Raw genomic sequence first — 22,199 nt, 5'->3', positions numbered from 1 at the left:
CTTCGCGGCAGCTGAGTCGAGGATCCTGGCATGAGCCCGCTGAACAAGCCCGATGAATTCGACGTCGAAAGCCTTCGCCGCAAGGTCTCAGAGATGCGTGCGAGCGAGGAGAAGGAAGCGGGCGCGGTCCTCAATCCCTTCGCACGCCAGATCGCCCAGCAGTTCCGCGAAACCAGCTATTCGCCATCCCTGCTGGTCGGACTGATCCGGCTTACCGAATTTGCCGCGATCCTGATTGTCGGCCTCATCGTCGACCTGATCTACGGCGCGACCGAGATGTCGCTTTCCCGCCTGGTCATCATCACCTTCGGTTCTGCCATCACGCTTCTGCTTCTGCAGATTGCCGACACCTATCAGATCCCCTCCCTGAGGTCCGCCAACAGGACCTTGAAGCGGGTTCTCATCACATGGGCCTTCGGTTTTGTCCTGACCAATCTCGCGCTCAGCTTTGCCGCGGGCGGTTGGGTGCCCGTGACCGGTCTCATCGTCTGGTTCTCCGTCAGCTGCGTCGTCCTTGCCGCCGAGCGGCAGGCGATCGCGCTTGGCATCCGCCACTGGGCGCGCAACGGCGTGATGGAACGCCGCGCCGTAATCGTCGGCGGCGGCGAACCTGCCAAGCAACTGGTGCGCGCCCTGGAACGCCAGTCGGATAACGACATCCGCATCTGCGGCATCTTCGACGACCGCAACAGCGACCGCTCGCCGACCGTCGTTGCCGGCTACCCGAAGCTTGGTACCTTTGCCGAGCTTGTGGAATTCTCGCGCCTTGCCCGAATCGACATGCTGATCATCGCGCTTCCCGCCAGCGCCGAGCAGCGTATCCTGCAGCTTCTGCGCAAACTCTGGGTTCTGCCGGTCGATATCCGGCTCGCGGCGCATGCGAACCGCCTGCGCTTCCGCCCACGGGCCTATAGTCACGTCGGCACCGTTCCGATGTTCGATATTTTCGACAAGCCGATCCGCGACTGGGATTCGGTCGCAAAGCGCATCTTCGATATCGTCTTTGCCGTGTTCGCGATCGCCTGCCTCTGGCCCGTCATGCTGGCTGCCGGCATTGCCGTGAAGCTCAGCTCGAAAGGGCCGATGCTGTTTCGCCAAAAGCGCCACGGCTTCAACAATGAGATCATCAACGTTCTCAAATTCCGCTCGATGTACACGAGCATGAGCGACCAGACCGCGATCAAGGCCGTGACCAAGGGCGATCCGCGGGTCACGCCCGTCGGCCGGTTTCTGCGCAAGTCCTCGATCGACGAGCTACCGCAGCTGTTCAACGTGCTGAAAGGAGAGCTGTCTCTCGTTGGTCCCCGTCCGCATGCGGTCAGTGCCCAGACTGGCGAACGCAGATATGTGGACGTCGTCGAAGGCTACTTCGCCCGCCACCGCGTGAAACCCGGCGTGACTGGCTGGGCGCAGATCAACGGACTGCGCGGCGAGTTGGACAGCGACGAAAAGATCCGTGCCCGCACCGCCCACGATCTCGACTATATCGAGAACTGGTCGATCCTGTTCGATCTCAAGATCCTGTTCCTGACGCCGATCCGGCTTCTCAACACGGACAATGCATATTGACGACGCTGGCCGCACATGAGACCCGGCCGTTCAACGTCCAGCTGGCCGTGTTCGCTCTCGTGGCAAACGGCATGCTGGCCTTTGGCGTCTTTCTGTCCGGCTTCGTCATGTCGGAGCCTGCCCCTTACGAACTGATGATGGTGGCCCAGATCGGCCTCTGGTTCCTGTTTGGGCTCAGAATCTCGCGCACCGTCGCGATGCTGATGGCGATGCTGCTGATCTTCAACATCAGCGGCCTGTTTTCCATCTTCGTGATGAAGGATTCGTCCGGCGCCGGTATGTATTATGCGGTCTCGATCTTTCTTGCGCTCACCGCCGTGTTCTTTGCAGCGGTCATAGAGAACGACCATCGGCGGCTGAAGATCATCTTTCATGCCTGGGTGGCGGCCGCCATCATCACGGCCACTCTCGGCATCCTCGGCTATTTCGACGCGTTTCCCGGGGCCCATGTCTTTACCCGCTATAACCGCGCCATGGGCGCCTTTCAGGACCCCAACGTGTTCGGCCCCTATCTGGTCGGCCCGCTCCTCTATCTCCTTTACCGCATGCTGACCGGCCCGGTCATCCGTACCCCCCTTCTCATCCTCGGCATGCTGGTGCTGGCGATCGGCATCTTCCTGTCGTTTTCACGCGCGGCCTGGGGCCTCCTGCTGTTCGGTGCCATCGCGCTGATCGTCCTCATGCTCCTCAAGGAGCGCACGACGGCATTCCGCCTGAAGATCCTGGTCATCTCGATTTGTGCCGGCGTGGCTCTCGTGCTCGCCCTTGCGATCGCTTTGCAGATCCCGCAGATCGCCGACCTGTTTTCCAACCGTGCGAAACTGGTGCAGGATTACGACGGCGCGCGGCTTGGTCGCTTCGAGCGGCATAAGATCGGCTTTCTGATGGCAATGGAGCGACCGCTCGGCATGGGACCGATGGCGCTTGGAAAAATCTTCGGCGAAGACGAGCACAATATTTGGCTGAAGACGCTCACGACCTATGGCTGGGTGGGTGCGGTGACGTATCAGATCATGATCTGGTCCAGCCTGTGGATGGGCTTCCGCTATATGCTGCGCGAGAGGCCTTGGCAGCCTTTTCTGATGATTGCATGGGTCCTGATCCTGGGACATGCGATGATCGGCAACGTCATCGACACCGACCACTGGCGGCATTTCTATCTCTCGCTCGGCATTCTCTGGGCGTGCGTCGCCCTGGAAAACCGCTATCAGCGAAACACCACTGCCGCGATGCCGCCGTTACAGGCCTGAGTTGTTGCCTCAAGCGCAAGTCCTTGACATTGGGTCGCCTTGCGCCAGATTTCTCGTATGTTGACCTCATCGCAAATTCGCGCAGCGCGCGCACTCACCGGCATCTCGAAAGACGCGCTTTGCGCCGCTTCGGGCCTGTCCGCCGTCGAATTCGACAACGCGGAGGCCCATGACGCCCTGCCCGACCCAACCATCAGTGAGAGACTGAGGGCATTCTTCGAGACAAGGGGCGTTATATTCCTGGCAGCCGGCGACGGCGGATCCGGAATGGGACCGGGTGTGAGACTGAAGCAAGACGGTCAGGAAGAGGGCATGCGCCCCGAAGATCTCAACGCCGCAAACGACGATTGAAAAAAACCTGAAACTCGCTGGAACATATTGAGCTCATAGGCGTTTCCCGGCCAGAATTGCATAGTCGGGGAAATTCATGACGCGTTCCAATAATCTGTACTTCATCATCGGCGCTCTCGTTGTTCTGGTCGTCGGTCTGGGGTTCTATGTCTACCGCGAAGAAACCAAGCCAAAGGGCGTAGAATTCAGCATCGGCCAGGATGGCGTCAAGGTCGAGGAAAAGTAGTTTCTCCGCGCAAACCGAGCTTAAGAAGTTTCTCTATTTAACGTCGTTTTTATATGCACTAGATATTGGAGGATACCATCCTCCAATATCTGTGAGGGGGCACAATGTCGCATATTACACCCGTCGATCTTCAGCAGTCCGGAATGAAGAAGGTGTGGAGCGTAACTGACTTTGCGCGCCGTTACCGTCTCGACAAGGACGAGGAAAACCGTCTTCTGCAGCTCCTGGGGTCGTTTGCTTCCGAGCAGGAGCTTCTGATGAATGCGAGCCGGACAGCGCGTTTTCGCTAACGCGAACTACTATCACGTCTGCTACGCCTATACTTGCTGATTGATCGCAGGCGGAACTTTACCACTCACAAATCAGTTACATCCCCGTGAATATCTTGCGCCGCAGGCCCTGCCACGGCTCCATACACGGAGGATACAATGATCAATGTTTTCGCAAAGGCAGGCCTGGCCTTGGCCTTGTCCGTCTGCACCCTTGGTGCGGCCACTGCCCCGGCATCGGCCCAAGACGTACAGCTGCGCATCGGACCTGACGGCGTGCGCCCGGTGATCCGCGACAGGGATCGCGATTACGACAGACGCGATCGCCGCATGGGCTGCAGCCCTGGCGAAGCACGCGCCGCCGCTCGCGACGAAGGCTTCCGTCAGACGGAGATCGTCCGCGCCACTCGCCGCAGCATCACCGTCCAGGGCATGACCCGTCGGGGTCCCGACCGGATCACCTTCGCCAATCGCCCTGGTTGCCCGGAAATCTAAGACTGACTGAAAAGGCCCCGCAAGTGCGGGGCCTTTTTTTGCTCGAGCTATATCTCGACAACAGCGGCAAAAATGAAAAAGGGTCAGCTCGTGTTTCGGAGCTGACCCTTTTAGATCAAAATGCGCTGGCCGTTACCGCCAGAGATCCAGAACTTTAGAATACGAATGCGTAGAGCAGCACGATTACAAGGATCGGAACGCCCATCGCCCAAAGTACAACACCCTTCAACATCACATTCTCCTTTGTTTTCCTATCTGACAACGCGTCGGGAACACTGACGTTCCAGCCAAATGCAAATTGTAGTCAGATAAGTCGAACGCGGTTCGGGATGATCCATCATTCGTTCACAGGTTCTGGTGAGTGACGTCGCAACAGGTTGGCGTGACGAGAGACGAGTTCGCCCATGGCGAGCTCAGGTCAAAGCGGCTCTGGGGGAGCCTGTCGCCGAAGGAAGAATGGTCGGAATGGCCGGATTCGAACCGACGACCCCTTGACCCCCAGTCAAGTGCGCTACCGGGCTGCGCTACATTCCGCCACATCGCTTCGAGCCGGCGGACCGGCGTCGCGTGAAGCATGCATTCCATACTGACATGATCTTCACCACGCAAGGAAAAAATCGGCTTTCAGTGGATCCTGGATCGAAGGTCTTGCTTCAACAAGAAAGCCGGCCCCATTGTCTGGGGCCGGCCTGTCAGGACGCCTTGGCGACTACCCTATCAGTAGGGCGAGTAGCACAGCTGGCGCGGGCCGTTATAGGGCTGGAACGTATTGTCGTAAGCCCTGTAGGACCGGTAGCGGTTGGCGCACCAATTGACGTGCGCGCTATTGGCGTTCACGTAACGACGTGGCTGCACGTAACGCGGCTCGGCGTAGCGCGGCTGGGATGCAATGGCACCGCCAATCAGAGCGCCGGCAGCAAGACCGCCGATGATCGCACCCGAATTATGGCCACGGTAGTGGCGACCGCGATAATAGTCGCCGCGGCGGTAGTCGCGATGGTGACGATAGTAGCGACGACCTTCCCAACGATCACGATGCCGCCACTGAACCTGCTGGACCTGATCAACGCTCTGCGGCGCTTCGATGGTCTTCGGTGCGTTGACGACAGGGAAGGCGTGTGCCGGTACCATGCTCGTAAGTGCCGTCATGGCCGAGACGACAATGATTGCGAGTTTTTTCACGTTTGCATCTCCTCTAGTGTTTCCTCGTAGGTAAATGTTGTACCTTCGCGTTTGAACCAGAGGTGAACGGTAAATTTACAGTGAGTTCATGTAAGCAGGTATCGGATCAACGAACCTGGTCCAGCAGACGCTTGCATTCGAGAAGGTCAAACAGTGCCTCCTGCAGCAGGGCACGGTCTTCCTTGCCGACGCTCGATTTTCCAACCGACACTTCCAACTGGTCCTCCCCGGCCCCGCCGAAACCGAAGAACCGGCCGCTCGGCTTTACCTTCGGGCGCCCGACGACCTGATCTTCTTCCTGGGTGGAAATTTTCGGCTCGGCATTCTTCTCGCTGTTGGCCGCCATGATGGCTTCCATCGTGGCGATATCACCCGATGCGATTGCTGAGACGAACTTGTTGCCATTCGTCTTCAGGAGCTTCTGAACGCCCTTGATCGTGTATCCGTGGTCGTAGAGAAGGTGACGTATCCCCTTCAACAGATCCACGTCCTCCGGGCGGTAGTAGCGACGGCCGCCTCCCCGCTTCATCGGCTTGATTTGCGGAAACCGCGTTTCCCAGAAGCGCAGCACGTGTTGCGGCAGGTCGAGATCGTCAGCGACTTCGCTGATGGTGCGGAATGCGTCCGGGCTCTTGTCCAAGTGTCAATCTCCAGGGATCGAACGGCCGTGCGGCGCGAAAGGGGTCAGCACGAAAGGCTGGACGAGGATTATGCGTCGAATCGCACATTTCTCAACGGCTTGCACCGAAAGATTCAAGTGTGTTCACAAGATTGGTGTTTTGGCAGGGGTGCCAGCGTGCAAAACGGGCGTGTCAGCTCGCAGGGCTTGCCGGCTTCTGCTTAACCTTGCGCAATGTGTGCGCTTTGAGGATGCGTTGCTTCAAAACATTGGATGCCTTGAAGGTCATCACCCGGCGGGGTGAGATCGGTACCTCCTCGCCTGTCTTCGGATTGCGACCGATGCGCTCGTTCTTGGCGCGCACCTGAAATGTCGCAAACGACGAAAGCTTGACCATTTCGCCGCGAACGATGGCGTTGCAGATTTCGTCGATTACCGTTTCGACGAGTTCCGCCGATTCCGTGCGAGAGAGGCCAACCTTGCGAAAAACCGATTCCGCCAGATCCGCGCGTGTGACTGTCTTGCCGGCCATGGTCCCCCGCCTGATTTAATGTGATATTATCAAAGCCCGCAAACAGTATTTTGGTTGTGCCCCACGGTCAAGCGCCCCCGGGCCAAGCATCTGTTCGGCATTGATTATTTCATAATATGGCTCAGGTTTTCAGCCGGCATCACCAGCGGATCAGGACGGCCCCCCAGGTGAAGCCGCCACCCATGGCTTCCAGCATCACAAGATCGCCCTTCTTGATGCGACCGTCGGCACAGGCGACTGAAAGCGCAAGCGGGATCGATGCCGCCGACGTGTTGCCGTGAATGTCGACGGTGACGACGACTTTCTCGGTGGGAATGTTGAGCTTCTTTGCAGATCCATCAATGATACGACGGTTGGCCTGGTGCGGTACCAGCCAGTCGATATCCTCGGCAGTCGTGCCGGTCGCCTCGAATGCGTCCTCGATCACGTCGGTGATCATAGCCACCGCATGCTTGAAGACCTCACGGCCTTCCATCTTCAGGTGCCCGACCGTGCCGGTCGTCGATGGGCCGCCATCGACGTAGAGCTTGTCCTTGTGGGATCCGTCCGAGCGCAGATGCGCCGTCAGGATACCGCGGTCGGCAATCGTGCCCTCGCCTTCCTGAGCCTCCAGCACAACGGCGCCGGCGCCATCGCCGAACAGCACGCAGGTTGTGCGGTCGTTCCAGTCCAGAATGCGGGAAAAGGTTTCGGCGCCGATCACCAGCGCGCGCTTGGCAAGCCCGCCACGCAGGTGGAGGTCTGCCGTCGTCATCGCGTAAACGAAGCCGCTGCAGACCGCCTGCATGTCGAAGGCATAGCCATGCTTCATGCCGAGCCGGTTCTGGATCTCGACGGCGGTCGCGGGAAAGGTGTTGTTCGGCGTCGAAGTCGCCAGAAGGACCAGATCGATGTCATCAGGTGTCAGGCCGGCATTATCGAGCGCGGCCCGCGCTGCCTTCTCACCGAGCGATGCCGTAGTTTCGTCGTCGCCGGCGATGTAGCGCTGGGTGATGCCGGTGCGCTGGACGATCCACTCGTCCGACGTGTCGACCATCGTCTCCAGCTCGCGATTGGTGACGACCCGTTTCGGGAGCGCTGCCCCGTAACCGCGAACAACTGATCGAATCATAGTCAAATCACATCCTAACGTCATGCGGCTTCAGGGCCGGCCGGCGGCAGGCGTCTGGCATGATAAATCTTCAAATCCTGCGAAATTTTGGCGTTGAGGTCATTTCGCGCCATGTCGTAGCCGACTGCGATCGCGGCTGCGATGCCTTCGGCGTTGGCGCTACCGTGGCTCTTGATCACAATACCGTTGAGGCCGAGAAAGACGCCGCCATTGACCTTGTTCGGGTCCATCTTCTCGCGCAAGCGATCGAATGCTGGCTTTGCGAGAAGGTAGCCGATCCGGGCAAGCAGCGTGCGCGACATGGATTCGCGCAAAAGCGTGGCGATCTGGCGCGCGGTTCCCTCGGCGGTCTTCAGAGCGATATTGCCGGTAAAGCCTTCGGTCACCACAACGTCGACAGTGCCCCTGCCGATGTCGTCGCCCTCGACGAAGCCGTGATAGGAGAGATGCGGCAGGTTGGCTTCGCGGATAAGCCGACCGGCTTCCTTCACCTCTTCCTGACCCTTGACCTCTTCGACACCGACATTGAGAAGGCCGACGGTCGGGCAATCGACTTCGAACAGGGCCCGCGCCATAGCGCCGCCCATCAGGGCGAAATCGAGCAGCTGCTGGCTGTCAGCGCCGATCGTCGCGCCGATATCGAGAACGATGCTTTCGCCCTTCAGCGTCGGCCAGATGCCTGCAATTGCAGGGCGTTCGATACTCGCCAACGTGCGAAGACAGAATTTCGACATTGCCATCAGCGCACCGGTATTGCCGGCGGACACAACGACATCGGCTTCGCCAAGCTTCACGGCTTCGATGGAACGCCACATGGTCGAGACATAGCGACCACGGCGTAGCGCCGCACTCGGCTTCTCGTCCATGGCAACGGCCAGTTCGCACGCGTGGAACACAGACCGTTCACGCAGTTTCGGATAGCGTGCAAGCCACGGCTCGCATTCGGCTTTCAGTCCGTAGAGGAGAAAACTGACGTCGGGATGGCGTTCGAGCGCCTTCGCGGCGCCCGCCATGACAACCTCGGGGCCAAAGTCGCCACCCATGGCGTCAATCGAAATTCTGATCACGCGTCCCTGATCCTTGTTTTAACCGGCCGCACGCGCCTGCAACGAATGCCTGCGCCGACTTTTGCTTCTTCAGTGGGCACGCTCATGCGCCGCCCTGCCGGCGAAATCGTGGCCAAAATATAGGTTTTGTTTCTGCTTACAACCGGTCTCAGTCTTTTTTCCAATCCTTGAGCGCGGCAAACGGATTGGGTTTGGTCGCCGGATCGTTCGGGTCGCTCTCGATATGGTCCTTGAAATCGATGCCCGGCCTGCGCGGATAAGGGTCCATCGCCAGTGCCACGAACTCGGCAACGACCTCGCCCGCATCGATCGTATCGCCGACAAACATTTCCGGCAGGTCCGGACCATCAGGATCGACCACCATCTCGGCGCTTTCGGCCGTGACGACGCGCGCAAGCTTGGATCCCTCAGGCACAAAGACCTGATCGAAATCCTCTGAAATGGTCGACGACACAGGATCAAGCGTCACCACGCAAGCCTGGGTGACAGCGGCCTTGACGTGGCCCTTGAGGCGCACGCCGTCCTTCTTCCAGCGGGCAATGTAGATTTCCGCCTTCAACGAATTGACCGATACGACGTCCCAGAGAACGGCCAAGCCCTTCAGCTCGTTTTCATCGGCTTCAACAGTGACAGTGACGGGATTGGCCGAAATGTTTCCGACCTTCACAGGATAGGAGAACGGAGGCTTGCCGCCTTTGGCCTTGCTGGGTTCTTGATCGCGTTTCATTGTTCCTCGCCTTCCCGGACCGGCTGCGGCACGACCAGCAGCCCACGGGAAATCGTATCTTCCGAGACCGCTGACATAGCGGTTTCGGTGGTTGTCATCCAGTGCGCAAGTGCGCTCATGTCTTGTATATCGGTGGCTTTAGGATGGATATTACGGTGCAGCGCTGCGGCAAGCGCGATTTCGTCGCCGCTGTCGAGAGCTGCGGCATAGGTTTCGAGCCGACCGTAGAACATGCCCGCGAGCTTCTTCATCCGCTTCGGAACCCCCTGGTCGCCGATGCCGAGCTCGCGAATCGAATGGTCGATATCCTGAAAGAAGGCATCGACGATCTCCTGCGCCAGTTCCTGCCCGCTCGGCCCCGACTTCGCCGTCCGGCGAAAAAACAGGATCATCACGATGGACAGCATTTCAAACCGGCCCATCACGGTATCGGGTACGCCGAAATCCTCGTAGAACACGGGGATGCGCGCTGCCGACGTCAGGGCGTAGTATTGCCGGTTGACGATGGTCTGATTGCTGTTTTTCTTTTTGAACAGGCCGAATATCATCGTGTTTCCTGCATTTGCCTTCATGTTTGCGTCATGGTCGAAGCTGGCGATGTTGCATGCAAACGAAAGCTGGTTTACCGAAGCAGGCACGAATTGCAATGCATTCGCCATCGGCGGGCTTCGGTTCGGCTATCCGGAAGCGGCAGTCAGCTGTCCCCGGAATAGCCACAATGGTATGAGCAGCAGAGTAACCGGCTTCCGCCGGCACATCGACATGTGGGGGATACCGTTGAAGAAGCGGGTTTTCGGATACGAAATGAAAGCGTTGAGCAAAACGGCGGCGGCCCTTGTCGTTGCATCGATTGCAGTTTCCGGCTGCACATCCATGGAAATCGGCGACACGATGTACAACGGCTATGTCGTTGACCAGCAGTCGCTGAACCTGATCCCTGTCGGTTCAAGCCGCGAGCAGGTGATCCTGACCATGGGTACACCGTCGACGACCGCGACCTTCGATACGGAAGTGTTCTATTACATTTCCCAGAAGCGCCACCGTCGGGCAGCCTTCATGAAGCCGCAGATCGTCGAGCAGAGCGTGCTTGCCATCTATTTCGACAAGAACGGCGTGGTCGCACAGCGCGCCAACTACGCACTTCAGGACGGCAAGGTGTTCGACACGATCTCGCGCACGACGCCAACCGGCGGCCGCGACCTTACCTTCCTGCAGCAGCTTCTGTCGGGTGGTTCCGGAGCAGCAAGCGGCGGTGCCGGCCAGATCCGCAACATGCTGCAGAGCATGGGCAACTAACAAGCGCATTTCCGAATATCAAAAAGCCCGCGATACCAATGGTACCGCGGGCTTTCTTTTGTCTGTGTGAGACCTGCTTCTAGTGGGCGAGAACCGCCAGCAGCAGAAGGGCGACGATGTTGGTGATCTTGATCGCCGGATTGACGGCAGGGCCTGCCGTATCCTTGTAGGGATCGCCGACCGTATCGCCGGTCACCGAAGCCTTGTGGGCATCGGATCCCTTCATGTGGCGGGTGCCGTCCTTATCGACGAAACCGTCCTCGAAGCTCTTCTTGGCATTGTCCCAGGCGCCGCCGCCCGAGGTCATCGAGATCGCGACGAACAGGCCGTTGATGATGACGCCGAGAAGCGAGGCGCCGAGCGCTGCAAAGGCAGATGCCTTGTCACCGCCCGAGACGAGAAGCACGCCGAAATAGACGAAGATCGGTGCCAGCACCGGTAGAAGCGACGGCACGATCATTTCGCGAATCGCGGCCTTGGTCAGGATATCGACCGCGCGGCCATAGTCGGGCTTTTCCGTTCCCTGCATGATGCCGGGCTTTTCGCGGAACTGCCGGCGAACTTCCTCGACAATCGAGCTTGCCGCCTTGCCGACCGCCGTCATGGCGATGCCGCCGAACAGATACGGGATGAGACCGCCAAACAGCAGGCCCGCCACCACATACGGATTGGACAGGCTGAACGAGATCTGGCCTACCCCCTGGAAGTACGGATATTTATCGGCGTTTGCCACGAAGTACTGGAGATCGTTGGCGTAGGCCGCAAACAGCACCAGTGCGCCGAGACCGGCTGAGCCGATCGCGTAGCCCTTGGTGACGGCCTTGGTCGTATTGCCGACGGCATCCAGAGCATCCGTGGCTTTGCGAACATCCGGCGGCAAGTGCGCCATTTCGGCAATGCCGCCGGCATTGTCGGTGACAGGGCCGAAGGCATCGAGTGCCACGATCATTCCGGCAAGGCCGAGCATGGCGGTGACGGCGATGCCTGTGCCGAACAGTCCGGCGAGCTGATAGGTGGAGATGATGCCACCGACGATGACGAGTGCCGGCAGTGCGGTCGATTCCAGCGAGACGGCCAGTCCCTGGATGACGTTGGTGCCATGGCCGGTCACGGAGGCCTGGGCGATGGAATTGACCGGCCGCTTGTTGGTGCCGGTATAGTATTCGGTGATCACAACGATCAGTGCCGTCACCACGAGCCCGACAAGGCCACAGGCAAACAGTCTGGCGCCGGTGATGTCCATGCCGGCAACCGTGCCGATCGTTCCCCAGCCGATGGTGATCGAGGTCGCGATCGCAAGTCCGACAATGGACAGCAGCCCCGTCACGATCAGGCCCTTGTAGAGGGCGCCCATGATCGAGCCGTTGGTGCCGAGCTTGACGAAGAACGTGCCGACGATCGAGGTGATGATGCAGGTGCCGCAGATCGCCAGCGGATAGAGCATCGCCTGGTCGATGACGGCGCTGCCGGCAAAGAAAATTGCGGCAAGCACCATGGTCGCGACGACCGAGACTGCGTAGGTCTCGAACAGGTCGGCCGCCATGCCGGCGCAGTCACCGACATTGTCGCCCACATTGTCGGCGATCGTTGCCGGGTTGCGTGGATCGTCTTCCGGAATACCGGCTTCCACCTTGCCGACGAGATCGCCGCCGACATCGGCGCCTTTGGTGAAGATGCCGCCGCCGAGGCGCGCGAAGATCGAGATCAGCGAGGCACCGAAGCCGAGTGCCACAAGGGCATCGATCACTTCGCGTGAACCGACCGCATGGCCAAGCACAGTTGTCAGGATGAAAAAGTAGATGGACACGCCGAGCAGTGCGAGGCCCGCGACAAGCATGCCGGTGATGGCGCCAGACTTGAAGGCAATGTCGAGACCTGCCGCCAGACTATGGGATGCCGCCTGCGCCGTGCGCACATTGGCCCGCACCGACACGTGCATGCCGATGAAGCCGGCAGCGCCCGAGAGAACGGCGCCGATGATGAAGCCGATGGCTGCCGTGCCAGACAGAAGAAACCATGTGAGACCCGCAACCAGCACCCCGACGATGGCGATGGTCATATACTGGCGCGACAGGTACGCCTGTGCGCCTTCGCGGATATAACCGGCGATCTCCTGCATCCGCTGATTGCCTTGATCGGCGGCAAGTACGGAACGCGTGGCCCATGCAGCATAAATGATCGACAGCAGACCGCAGACGATCACACCTAGAATTACAGTCATGCGAATTTTCCTCTCCCTGACCGGCTGCGGCCGATGCCGCCCCGGCATTCTGCACCCTCCAGCAACGGCTTTCCCCTCCCAAGGAACGCAGCTGTTGCCATGCGCGGGTGAGATTGCGGTGAGGAACAACCGCCGTCAAGCGCTACGACGGTAATAGAACCGGGTCAGTTGGCTTTTGCGACGGGCCTGCGCAGCATCAGCGCCAGAATGAGAAGAAGGCAGAAGATCGCGACCGGCCAGATCACCAGGTTGATGAATGACCAGCCCCAGGTGACGAACACCTTGCCCGAGGAGAAGGAGGACAGTGCCACCGTGCCGAAGAGGACGATGTCGTGAAACCCCTGCACCTTGTCGGCCTCCTGCGGTCGATAGCTGGAGGCGACGATCGTGGTCGAGCCGATGAATCCGAAATTCCAGCCTATCCCGAGGAGAACCAGCGCCAGCCAGAAATTCCACAATTCCACGCCCATATGGGCAACGATCGCGCAGCCCATCAGCGTGACGAGGCCGGCGGCGACCACTTTTTCCGCGCCGAAGCGGGTGATCAGCATGCCGGTGAAAAAGCTTGGGCCGAACATGGCGAGCACATGCCACTGGATGCCGAGCGCCGCCAGTTCCGTCGGAAAGCCGCAGCCGATCACCATGGCGAGCGGCGCACCAGTCATCACGAAGGTCATCAGCGCGTAGGTGCAGATACCGCAGACCATGCCGGTCATGAACCGCTGCGTCACGACGATTTCCCGCAGCGACCGTGCCGGCGGCTGCTGGGTTGAGAGCGACGCATCCGCCTTGGTCGGTAGACGCAGGAAGGCCATGATGCAGATACCGGCAAGACAAAGCGGGATCAGCATCAGGAACGCACCGGCAAAGGTCACCGGCGCCAGCCAATCCTTTGCGGCGATGGAGAGCTGAGGCCCGACGATCGCCGAGACGATACCGGCCCCGAGGATCCAGGAGATGGCTCGCGGCTTATAGGCTTTGGGAGAAATATCGGCAGCGGCGAAGCGGATCTTCTGGGTGAAGCCGGCGCAGGACCCGACCAGCAGAAGCGCGAAGGCAAACAGCCAGAAATCACCACGGAACAGCGCGATTGCCGCAAGCCCGCCGCCGATCGCGCCAAGCATGCCGCCCGACATGAAGGCCGCCTTGCGACCGAGGAATTTTGACGCGATGGCAATCAGCACCGCACCGACGGCCGTGCCGAGGTTGAACGCGGTAATCGGCGCTGTCGCAAGCGACTTGTCGTCGCCGAGAAGCTGATAGCCGGCAAGAGCGCCGATCGACACGGTGAGAGGTGTGGCAGACCCCAGGATGGCCTGGGTGCCTGCGAGCAGAAAGACGCTGCGGCGGGCGGTGCTCAAGTCAATTCTTTGACGCTCGACCGCTTCGTCCATCTGATGCTCTTTCCGGGATGTTACTTCTTCGCGTCGCCGCGGATTTGCTTGGCAATGCGGTCGAGAACGGCATTGACGACCTTCGGCTCGTCTTCCTCGAAGAACGCGCGGGCAATCTCGACATATTCGGTGACGATGACAGCCACCGGGACATCCTTGCGCTCGACGATCTCGAACGTTCCGGCACGCAGGATGGCGCGCAGGGTCGAATCGATCCGCGACAGCAGCCAGTCTTCCTGCAGCGCCGAGCGGATCAGCGGGTCGATCTTGTCCTGATCGCGTACGACGCCGGCGACGATCGAGCGGAACCAGGAGGCGTCCGCCTTCAGATAGGTATCGCCGTCCAGTTCCTGTCCGAGGCGGTGCGCCTCGTATTCTGCCACGACCTCAAGGACGCCGGTGCCGCCCACATCCATCTGATAAAGGGCCTGAACGGCTGCCAAACGCGCCGCGCCACGCTGATTTGCCGGCTTGACCGGATGCTCGCCTTCTTTGGTCATTCTATCAACCACCATTCAGCTTTTCGCGCAGTGCGATCATGGTGAGGCAGGCACGGGCCGCAAAGCCGCCCTTGTCCTTCTCGGACCGCTTGATACGCACCCAGGCTTGCTCGTCGTTCTCGACGGTCATGATGCCGTTGCCGATCGCCAGCGATTCGGAGACCGCAAGATCCATCAGCGCGCGCGAGGATTCGTTCGAGACGATGTCGAAATGGTAGGTTTCGCCACGGATGACCATGCCGAGCGCGACAAAGCCGTCATAGGACGTGCCGTCCTGATCGCCGGCATCGAGCGCCATCGCGATTGCCGGCGGAATTTCGAGCGCACCCGGAACCGTCACCACGTCGTAGGTCGCACCCGCATCCTTGAGAGCGGTCGTTGCGCCATCGAGCAGCGCGTCCGCCATGTCGTCATAAAACCGTGCTTCCACGATCAGGATGTGAGGTGCGTTTTCTTGCGGCATGATTTCACCTTGGTTACATCGGCGCGTTGGGCGACAAGCCGAATAGTCGGCGGTCAAAACATGCCCGGCCGGGATTGGCAAGTGGTTTTCGCTGAACGCTGCGTTGCAGGGCGCGAATACCTATTCTGCAACGTCATCGGGGCGGAACAGGAGGAGCGCAGCTTGCACGCTGCCGCCTGTTTCCGCATGTCGTCGGGTCAGCCTCAGCCTGTCGGGAACTGGGCCAGCCTTGCTGCGTAACGAGCCATCGTGTCCACTTCGAAATTGACGAAATCGCCGGCCTGGCGATCGCCCCATGTGGTCACGCCCAGCGTATGCCTGATCAGCAGCACATCGAAATCGGTGCCATCGACCGAGTTGACGGTCAGCGATGTGCCATCGAGCGCAACCGATCCCTTCGGCGCGACGAAGCGGGCGAGGCTTTCCGGCGCCCGAAGGCGAATGCGGACTGCTTCGCCTTCGGAGGTCACGGACAGGATCTCCGCCTTGCCGTCGACATGGCCGGAGACGATATGGCCGCCCAGTTCGTCGCCGATCTTCAGCGCCCGCTCCAGATTGACGCGGGTACCGGATGTCCAGCCAGCGATCGTTGTCAGCCGCAGCGCTTCTTCCCAGGCTTCCACCTCGAACCAGCGCTCATTGCTGCCGTCCTCAGGCAAGTTGGTCACGGTCAGGCAAACGCCGCCATGGGCGATCGAGGCACCCATCGCGATCGTCTTCGGATCGTAGCTGGTGGCGATACGGAGCTTGACGCCCTCGTCCATCGGGGTCGTCGCCGCTACGGTTCCGACATCGGTGACAATTCCGGTAAACATCGACGACCTCTATGACTGCTCGATTTTCTGGAAATCGTAGGAACGGTCGGGACCGAACGTATCCTCACGAACCAGCTGGAAACCCTCCGGCATATCGGATGGCGACAGAGGCGATTCAAGACCGCCCTCGCCCACCATCGTCGGCCCCTGCGACAGCACGATCCGATCGACGAGGCCGGCATCCAGAAAGGCCTTGCCAACCGTTGCGCCGCCTTCAACGAATAGAAGGGAAATTCCGCGTGTCGCCAACTGGTCGAGAAGTCCTGCGAGATCGCCTGCCTCGATCACATCGACACCTGCGGCCAGAAGTTTCTCACGCTTTTCGGACTCTTGCGAGACCGGCACGCAGGCGACGATCACAGGCACGTCGCGGGCAGACTTCACCAGAAGGCTGTCGAGCGGCAGTTCGAGACGGCGATCTAGAATAATGCGGACGGGCGATCTGTCGCTCATATCGGGAAGCCGGACCGTCAGTTGCGGATCGTCGGAACGGACGGTTCCCATACCGACCAGGATCGCATCGCTTTCGGCGCGCATGACATGCACCTGGGCACGGGCGAGCGGCCCGGTGATCAGTACTTCCTCGCCACGGCGTCCCAGCATTCCATCGGCCGAGACGGCAAGCTTGAGCGTGACGTAAGGGCGGTGGCGGATCTGGCGGGAGAGATAACCGGCGAGCGCGCGCTTGCCGTCATCTTCCATGAGGCCAAGCTCGGTCGCGATGCCGGCATCGTGCAGGATCTTCAATCCCTGACCGGAGACGCGCGGATCGGGATCGGCGACGCTGACGACAACGCGGGAAACACCGGCCGCCACGAGCGCATTGGCGCAGGGCGGGGTCTTGCCGTGATGGGCGCAAGGTTCGAGCGTCACATAGGCGGTCGCACCCCTCGCCTTCTCGCCGGCAACGGCGAGTGCGCGGGCTTCCGCATGTGGTCGGCCGTCGCGGGCAGTAACCGCTGCGCCGACAATCGCTCCGTCCCTGACGAGCACGCAGCCGACCGATGGATTGGTCATGGTCTGGCCTTCATGCCAGCGCGACAGCCTAAGCGCTGCGGCCATGAACCGCTGGTCGTCGGCCTCCGACATGGCGTCAGGACTCCAGCCCGGGATCGCGGGCAATCTTGGCGTTGATCTCGGAAATCACTTTCTCGAAGTCCTCCGCATGGGAGAAGTCGCGATAGACGGATGCGTAGCGCACGAAGGCAACGTCATCGAGGCTTTTCAGCGATTCGAGCACCTGCAGGCCGATCTCTTCGGAGGAGATTTCGCTCTCGCCCGAGCTTTCGAGGCGCCGGACGATGCCGGAGACGGCGCGCTCGATGCGGTCGGGATCGACCGGCCGCTTGCGCAGCGCGATCTGGAACGACCGCACCAGCTTGTTGCGGTCGAACGGTACCTTGCGGCCGGTCTTCTTGGACACCAGCAGCTCGCGCAACTGCACGCGCTCGAATGTCGTGAAGCGACCGCCGCAGTCAGGGCAAATGCGCCGCCGCCTTATAGAGGTGAAATCCTCGGCCGGACGCGAGTCCTTGACCTGGGTATCTTCCGAACCGCAATAGGGGCAGCGCATCGTGTTTCCTTAGAGGTACGGGTACATCGGGAAGCGATTGGTGAGCGTCATCACCTTTTCGCGGACACCCGCTTCCACCACCGCATTGCCCTCGTCCGAATTGGCCGTCTTCAGGCCGTCAAGCAGTTCGACGATCAGATTACCGATTTCGGTGAACTCGGCTTCCTTGAAGCCGCGCGTCGTGCCAGCCGGCGTGCCGAGGCGGATACCGGACGTGACGAATGGCTTTTCAGGATCGAACGGAATGCCGTTCTTGTTGCAGGTGATATAGCCGCGGCCAAGCGCTGCTTCGGCCCGCTTTCCGGTCGCGTTCTTCTTGCGCAGATCGACCAGCATCAGGTGGTTGTCGGTACCGCCGGAGACGATGTCGAGACCACCTGCCACGAGCGTTTCCGACAGGGCCTTGGCGTTCTTGACGATCTGAGCTGCATAATCCTGGAATTCAGGCTGCAGCGCTTCGCCGAACGCCACCGCCTTGGCGGCGATGACATGCATCAGCGGGCCGCCCTGCAGGCCGGGGAAGACAGCCGAGTTGAATTTCTTCGCCAGATCCTCGTCATTGGTAAGGATCATACCGCCGCGCGGTCCGCGCAGCGACTTGTGGGTCGTGGTGGTCGCGACATGGCAGTGCGGGAACGGCGACGGATGCTGGTTGCCGGCAACAAGACCGGCGATATGCGCCATGTCGACCATGAGCCAGGCACCGACTTCGTCGGCGATCTCGCGGAAACGCTTCCAGTCCCAGGTGCGGGAATAGGCCGTGCCGCCGGCGATGATCAGCTTCGGCTTGGTCGTGCGGGCCTTCTCGGCCACGGCATCCATATCGAGAAGGTTGTCGCCTTCACGAACGCCGTAGGACACAACGTTGAACCACTTGCCGGACATGTTGACCGGCGAACCATGGGTCAGGTGACCGCCCGAGTTGAGATCGAGGCCCATGAACGTGTCGCCCGGCTGCAGCAGCGCCAGGAACACGGCCTGGTTCATCTGCGAACCGGAATTGGGCTGGACGTTGGCGAAGTTCACACCGAACAGCTTCTTAGCGCGTTCGATGGCAAGTTCTTCGGCGATGTCCACGAACTGGCAGCCGCCGTAGTAGCGCTTGCCCGGATAGCCTTCGGCATACTTGTTGGTCATGATCGAGCCCTGGGCTTCGAGCACGGCGCGCGACACGATGTTTTCCGAGGCGATCAGTTCGATCTCATGGCGCTGACGGCCAAGTTCCTTCTCGATCGCGCCGAAAATATCCGGATCGGATTCGGCCAGCGGGCGGGAGAAGAATGCTTCGGTATTGGACATGTGCGAGGTTCCTCGAAGGGTGGCAGGCGATGTGACGCGTCTTAGCCTTCCCTTCCGATCAGGGCAATACACGGAGCGACATTTGCGCGTCCAACTCCGTTTCGAGACAACGGCAAAAGGCCGCACCACCCTTTTGGGCGATGCGGCCTTTCAATCGAATTGGTCGTTCGTCAGCGACGTCCTGCTTATTGCGGCAGGAGATCCTGTTCGGTGATCGCACCGGAGGCACGCTCCACGCCGGTCGTGGTCTGCAGAGCCAGTTCCTGGTTGCCGTCGCGCTGGTAGATGTCGTCGCGGAACTGGACGACCTGGTCCTTTGCCGACCATGCCGTGACATAGACGATATAGACCGGAACTTCCTGGCTGAGCTTGATCGGGTTGTTCTGGCGAGCAGCGATAACCCGTTCGATTTCCTGACGCGACCAGCCGGGCGTGTCACGCAGCAGCCAGGTCACGAGATCGCGCACGTTCTGGATACGCATGCAGCCCGAGGACTCAAAGCGCATCAGCTTGTTGAACAGGCCCTGCTGGGGCGTGTCGTGCATGTATTCGTTGTTCGGGTTGTGGAAGTTGATCTTCGTCGAGGACATCGCGTTGATCTTGCCCGGATCCTGGCGGAACATGAAGTTCGGCGCCTTGGGGGCATTCCAATCCACGGTTTCCGGCGACACTTCCTGGCCACGACCGTCGATCAGACGGATGTTGTTGCGCGTCAGGTAGGTCGGGTCCTTGCGCATCAACGGCACGATGTCTTTTTCGACGATCGAGCGCGGTGCGGTCCAGTAAGGATTGAGGATGACTTCGTAGATCTTCGAATTGATCGCATGGGTCGGGCGGTCGATACGGCCGACGACCGCATTGGTGCGCAGCGCCACGCGATCGTTCTCGACCGCTTCAACATAGGCCGCCGGGATGTTGACCATGACGTAACGCGAACCGAGATCACCCGACATCGACTGCAGGCGAACCCGGTTGGTTTCGAGCTGCATCAGACGTGTCTGGGCCGGAACGTTCATCGCCTTGACGCTGAATTCGCCAAGCACGCCATCTGCCGGCAGGCCGTGACGGGCCTGGAAGCGCTTGACCGCACCGTCGACATTGCTGTCGAACGAGCTGGACATGCCTGCGGACTGATCGAGATCGCCGGCGATCATCAGGCGACGGCGCAGGTTCTGCACCGACGGATCAACGACGCCGAGCTGCAGGCGCACGGACGAATTGACATCTGGCCAGCCACCTGCAGAGACGATCTGCTGATAGAAGGCGATTGCCTGCTGGATGTTTGCCGGGCCTTCGGAACCAAGGATCGGATTGTTGGAGACGACACCGACGGCCGAGCGCGAACCACGCGCATCGAACTGGTCATCCCAGTTGCCACGACGAGGCGCGGTCATGATGCCATCGAGCGTCGACTGCGCCAAAGCCGGCGCGGCCAGAACGGCGGCACCCACGGAGACGGCCGAACGCAACATGGCGCGGCGGGAAAGCAATTCCGATCCGATCTTTTTCGACATCATCCTGTCCATCTGGTCCCAGAGGCTTCAAAACAAAAGCGCTACAGGGATATGGTTAATAAACGCGCAAAATTCCGCGGCTGGGCTGCTGGAAATGCTCGGGGGGCCATCTGGAGTAGCACGAGTTTCCCGAACCTGTTCAAGCATGGCGGTCCCATAGCAATATGGCCAATTCGTGTCAGTTGCCGCAGCGTCACAAAGCCGTGTGAAAGCGTGACTTTTCGGCCTCCTTCGAGATACTCAACGGGAAATGTGGCAGGCGCGAACTCGAAGCCATTTCGGGAGGTTGGGAGTGCGCTGTGGATCGAGAGAACGCTGCGTTCCGGTGTTCTTAAAGAGCCTGCATCAAGCGACCATGACAGAGGACATCTCGAGCTCTGAAACGGGATCGGCGGAGCGTATTGCTACGCTCCGCCCGATATGTGTGTCGTGCCACTGCATGACTGGAGGAAATGCAGGCGCCGACAGTTGTCTTTGCCGTGCCGCCGTCGCGCCTCCGGTGGTTCAGGAGCGCGGCGCGGCGATGGCAGATATTACATGCGGTAAGCGATGCTGTCGTTCCAGAAACGGTCGAGGCGCTGCAGCAGCTTGTTCATCTGCGAGAACTCGCCCTCGCCGATGCCGCCGACCTTTTCGATCGAGCCGACGTGGCGATCATAGAGCTTGGCGACGGTTTCTGCGACTTCCTGGCCTTCCTTGGTCAGGCTGATGCGGACCGAGCGGCGGTCGATGCGCGAACGCTGGTGGTTGATGAAACCGAGGTCGACCAGCTTCTTGACGTTGTAGGAAACGTTGGAGCCGAGATAGTAACCGCGCGAGCGCAGTTCACCGGCAGTGAGTTCCGAGTTGCCGATGTTGAAGAGGAGAAGTGCCTGGATGGCGTTGACGTCGTCGCGACCCTGGCGGTCGAACTCGTCCTTGATGACGTCGAGCAGGCGGCGGTGAAGACGCTCGACCAGGTGGAGCGATTCCATATAAAGCGAACGGATCGGGTCTTCGTTGATGTCTGCTGCGACCGGTGCCTGCGGCTTCATTTTCGTGTTCATCATGACTGCCTCACTGTTTTGCTTGGCGGTGTGTTTGTTTATTCCCGCCTTGAGACAGACACTAACGAAAGCGCATAAAATTCGACTTAAAACAAAGGGTTAACAAAATCTTGCAGAAGTTTTTCCAATCGTCGGCAGTCTAGCTGCCTCCCCCTCACCCTTATTTCCGCCCTATTGAAATCAATGGGTTAGGTCGAAATTTCAGGCCAAATAAAGGCGCCAAAGCTTTAGGGTCAAGGTGAATCAATCCTTACCCGCTCCGCCTTGCGCCGCTCTTCCAGCCATAAAGAGAGCCGAAACACGCCGTAAATGGCGGCCACGAGGCCGTGCAGGATGGGCACAAGAGTGTTCCGTCCGAAGATTTCTGGCCAGACGAGATACATCAGCACCTGCGAGAACGCTGCGATAGTCCAGAGCACCGCGCCCCAGGACACGGTGAGCCACAAACCGAGCGAGGCAACCGGGAACAGAACGGCAAGCGAGGCCGCCGCCACTTTCCAGGGCGGCGCCAGAAGATCAAAGCGCGCCATGCCGTGCAGCGAATAGCCGACCAGCATTGCCCAGTACTGGATGCCGAACCATAGGCAGGCAACCGCGATAATCCTGAGGAAGACGACGAACAGGATTTCCGTCAGCGTGCGCTTGGGTACCGTGGGTGAATCAGATTCCATGCCGGCGAT

The 22,199-nt window shown here is 60.1% G+C and carries 25 protein-coding genes and 1 tRNA gene; 7 read left to right on the top strand and 19 right to left on the bottom strand.

The genetic code is table 11. The features are described 5' to 3' along the window. The first annotated feature begins 30 nt into the window (after positions 1 to 30). From ACQY1P_RS11065 to ACQY1P_RS11040, 6 genes are all read left to right on the top strand, one after another. The gene (locus ACQY1P_RS11065) at positions 31 to 1,569 is read left to right on the top strand and encodes an undecaprenyl-phosphate glucose phosphotransferase (protein WP_325261105.1); all 1,539 of its coding nucleotides are present in this window, start codon (positions 31 to 33) and stop codon (positions 1,567 to 1,569) included. Next, entirely contained in the window at positions 1,566 to 2,819 is a 1,254-nt protein-coding gene (locus tag ACQY1P_RS11060; RefSeq protein ID WP_430250193.1) for an O-antigen ligase family protein, read from the top strand. Before ACQY1P_RS11065 ends, ACQY1P_RS11060 begins: the two co-directional genes overlap by 4 nt. A gap of 57 nt (positions 2,820 to 2,876) precedes the next feature. Next, positions 2,877 to 3,170 carry a DNA-binding protein gene (locus ACQY1P_RS11055; protein ID WP_430256396.1) on the top strand — a complete coding sequence of 98 codons (294 nt, stop codon included), beginning with the start codon at positions 2,877 to 2,879 and terminating at the stop codon, positions 3,168 to 3,170. 76 nt (positions 3,171 to 3,246) lie between these two features. Then, a complete protein-coding gene (locus ACQY1P_RS11050) occupies positions 3,247 to 3,396 on the top strand; it encodes a hypothetical protein (RefSeq protein ID WP_092661949.1) in 150 nt (49 codons plus the stop codon). Between the two features lie 104 nt (positions 3,397 to 3,500). Next, complete coding sequence (locus tag ACQY1P_RS11045; RefSeq protein ID WP_062453266.1) at positions 3,501 to 3,686, top strand: hypothetical protein; 186 nt, start codon at positions 3,501 to 3,503, stop codon at positions 3,684 to 3,686. A 138-nt stretch (positions 3,687 to 3,824) separates the two neighbouring features. After that, complete coding sequence (locus tag ACQY1P_RS11040) at positions 3,825 to 4,160, top strand: hypothetical protein (RefSeq protein WP_062579960.1); 336 nt, start codon at positions 3,825 to 3,827, stop codon at positions 4,158 to 4,160. Between the two features lie 457 nt (positions 4,161 to 4,617). Here ACQY1P_RS11040 and ACQY1P_RS11035 read toward each other — a convergent pair. From ACQY1P_RS11035 to ACQY1P_RS11000, 8 genes are all read right to left on the bottom strand, one after another. After that, a tRNA-Pro gene (locus ACQY1P_RS11035) sits at positions 4,618 to 4,694 on the bottom strand. A gap of 183 nt (positions 4,695 to 4,877) precedes the next feature. Next, positions 4,878 to 5,342, bottom strand: coding sequence for a BA14K family protein (locus ACQY1P_RS11030; RefSeq protein ID WP_062579958.1), 465 nt, complete (start codon positions 5,340 to 5,342; stop codon positions 4,878 to 4,880). A 106-nt stretch (positions 5,343 to 5,448) separates the two neighbouring features. Further along, complete coding sequence (locus ACQY1P_RS11025; protein WP_062453269.1) at positions 5,449 to 5,982, bottom strand: MerR family transcriptional regulator; 534 nt, start codon at positions 5,980 to 5,982, stop codon at positions 5,449 to 5,451. Positions 5,983 to 6,154: 172 nt separating this feature from the next. After that, positions 6,155 to 6,493 (bottom strand): integration host factor subunit alpha, encoded by a 339-nt coding sequence (locus ACQY1P_RS11020; RefSeq protein ID WP_062453270.1) that lies wholly within the window; start codon positions 6,491 to 6,493, stop codon positions 6,155 to 6,157. 139 nt (positions 6,494 to 6,632) lie between these two features. After that, positions 6,633 to 7,604, bottom strand: a complete 972-nt coding sequence (locus tag ACQY1P_RS11015) for a beta-ketoacyl-ACP synthase III (protein ID WP_062453271.1) — start codon at positions 7,602 to 7,604, stop codon at positions 6,633 to 6,635. A 20-nt stretch (positions 7,605 to 7,624) separates the two neighbouring features. Further along, on the bottom strand, positions 7,625 to 8,671 hold the full coding sequence (gene plsX, locus ACQY1P_RS11010; RefSeq protein ID WP_062453272.1) for a phosphate acyltransferase PlsX: 1,047 nt from the start codon (positions 8,669 to 8,671) through the stop codon (positions 7,625 to 7,627). Positions 8,672 to 8,819: 148 nt separating this feature from the next. Further along, entirely contained in the window at positions 8,820 to 9,398 is a 579-nt protein-coding gene (locus ACQY1P_RS11005) for a YceD family protein (RefSeq protein WP_430256395.1), read from the bottom strand. After that, positions 9,395 to 9,946, bottom strand: a complete 552-nt coding sequence (locus ACQY1P_RS11000) for a ubiquinol-cytochrome C chaperone family protein (RefSeq protein WP_430256696.1) — start codon at positions 9,944 to 9,946, stop codon at positions 9,395 to 9,397. Before ACQY1P_RS11000 ends, ACQY1P_RS11005 begins: the two co-directional genes overlap by 4 nt. Positions 9,947 to 10,169: 223 nt before the next feature. On the opposite strand from ACQY1P_RS11000, the gene ACQY1P_RS10995 reads away from it, so the two are divergent. Then, positions 10,170 to 10,694: an outer membrane protein assembly factor BamE gene (locus tag ACQY1P_RS10995; RefSeq protein ID WP_062454732.1), complete on the top strand. Its 525-nt coding sequence runs from the start codon at positions 10,170 to 10,172 to the stop codon at positions 10,692 to 10,694. A gap of 79 nt (positions 10,695 to 10,773) precedes the next feature. On the opposite strand, the gene ACQY1P_RS10990 is transcribed toward ACQY1P_RS10995, so the two are convergent. The 11 genes from ACQY1P_RS10990 to ACQY1P_RS10940 all read right to left on the bottom strand — a co-directional run bounded on the left by ACQY1P_RS10990 (position 10,774) and on the right by ACQY1P_RS10940 (position 22,190). Continuing rightward, on the bottom strand, positions 10,774 to 12,915 hold the full coding sequence (locus ACQY1P_RS10990) for a sodium-translocating pyrophosphatase (protein WP_062453275.1): 2,142 nt from the start codon (positions 12,913 to 12,915) through the stop codon (positions 10,774 to 10,776). 164 nt (positions 12,916 to 13,079) lie between these two features. Next, complete coding sequence (locus tag ACQY1P_RS10985) at positions 13,080 to 14,309, bottom strand: MFS transporter (protein ID WP_062579950.1); 1,230 nt, start codon at positions 14,307 to 14,309, stop codon at positions 13,080 to 13,082. A gap of 20 nt (positions 14,310 to 14,329) precedes the next feature. Continuing rightward, positions 14,330 to 14,809: a transcription antitermination factor NusB gene (gene nusB / locus ACQY1P_RS10980; RefSeq protein WP_430256394.1), complete on the bottom strand. Its 480-nt coding sequence runs from the start codon at positions 14,807 to 14,809 to the stop codon at positions 14,330 to 14,332. A gap of 4 nt (positions 14,810 to 14,813) precedes the next feature. Beyond that, positions 14,814 to 15,272, bottom strand: a complete 459-nt coding sequence (gene ribH, locus ACQY1P_RS10975) for a 6,7-dimethyl-8-ribityllumazine synthase (RefSeq protein ID WP_062579948.1) — start codon at positions 15,270 to 15,272, stop codon at positions 14,814 to 14,816. Positions 15,273 to 15,475: 203 nt separating this feature from the next. After that, entirely contained in the window at positions 15,476 to 16,087 is a 612-nt protein-coding gene (locus tag ACQY1P_RS10970) for a riboflavin synthase (RefSeq protein ID WP_192076737.1), read from the bottom strand. 9 nt (positions 16,088 to 16,096) lie between these two features. After that, positions 16,097 to 17,176 carry a bifunctional diaminohydroxyphosphoribosylaminopyrimidine deaminase/5-amino-6-(5-phosphoribosylamino)uracil reductase RibD gene (ribD, locus tag ACQY1P_RS10965; RefSeq protein WP_430256393.1) on the bottom strand — a complete coding sequence of 360 codons (1,080 nt, stop codon included), beginning with the start codon at positions 17,174 to 17,176 and terminating at the stop codon, positions 16,097 to 16,099. A gap of 4 nt (positions 17,177 to 17,180) precedes the next feature. Next, positions 17,181 to 17,660, bottom strand: coding sequence for a transcriptional regulator NrdR (gene nrdR, locus ACQY1P_RS10960; protein WP_062453281.1), 480 nt, complete (start codon positions 17,658 to 17,660; stop codon positions 17,181 to 17,183). 9 nt (positions 17,661 to 17,669) lie between these two features. Then, positions 17,670 to 18,959 (bottom strand): serine hydroxymethyltransferase, encoded by a 1,290-nt coding sequence (gene glyA / locus ACQY1P_RS10955; protein WP_062579943.1) that lies wholly within the window; start codon positions 18,957 to 18,959, stop codon positions 17,670 to 17,672. A 185-nt stretch (positions 18,960 to 19,144) separates the two neighbouring features. Beyond that, the gene (locus ACQY1P_RS10950) at positions 19,145 to 20,473 is read right to left on the bottom strand and encodes a L,D-transpeptidase family protein (RefSeq protein WP_062454734.1); all 1,329 of its coding nucleotides are present in this window, start codon (positions 20,471 to 20,473) and stop codon (positions 19,145 to 19,147) included. Positions 20,474 to 21,006: 533 nt separating this feature from the next. After that, positions 21,007 to 21,519, bottom strand: coding sequence for a transcriptional regulator LdtR (ldtR, locus tag ACQY1P_RS10945; protein ID WP_062454736.1), 513 nt, complete (start codon positions 21,517 to 21,519; stop codon positions 21,007 to 21,009). A 233-nt stretch (positions 21,520 to 21,752) separates the two neighbouring features. Further along, positions 21,753 to 22,190: a DUF6163 family protein gene (locus tag ACQY1P_RS10940; RefSeq protein ID WP_062454738.1), complete on the bottom strand. Its 438-nt coding sequence runs from the start codon at positions 22,188 to 22,190 to the stop codon at positions 21,753 to 21,755. Positions 22,191 to 22,199: the final 9 nt, after the last annotated feature.

It is taken from the genome of Neorhizobium sp. DAR64872/K0K18 (genome assembly GCF_050500175.1).
GTDB lineage: Bacteria > Pseudomonadota > Alphaproteobacteria > Rhizobiales > Rhizobiaceae > Neorhizobium > Neorhizobium soli.
Note: the sequence above shows the minus strand (reverse complement) of the source record. Positions and strands in the feature narration are given on the sequence as shown.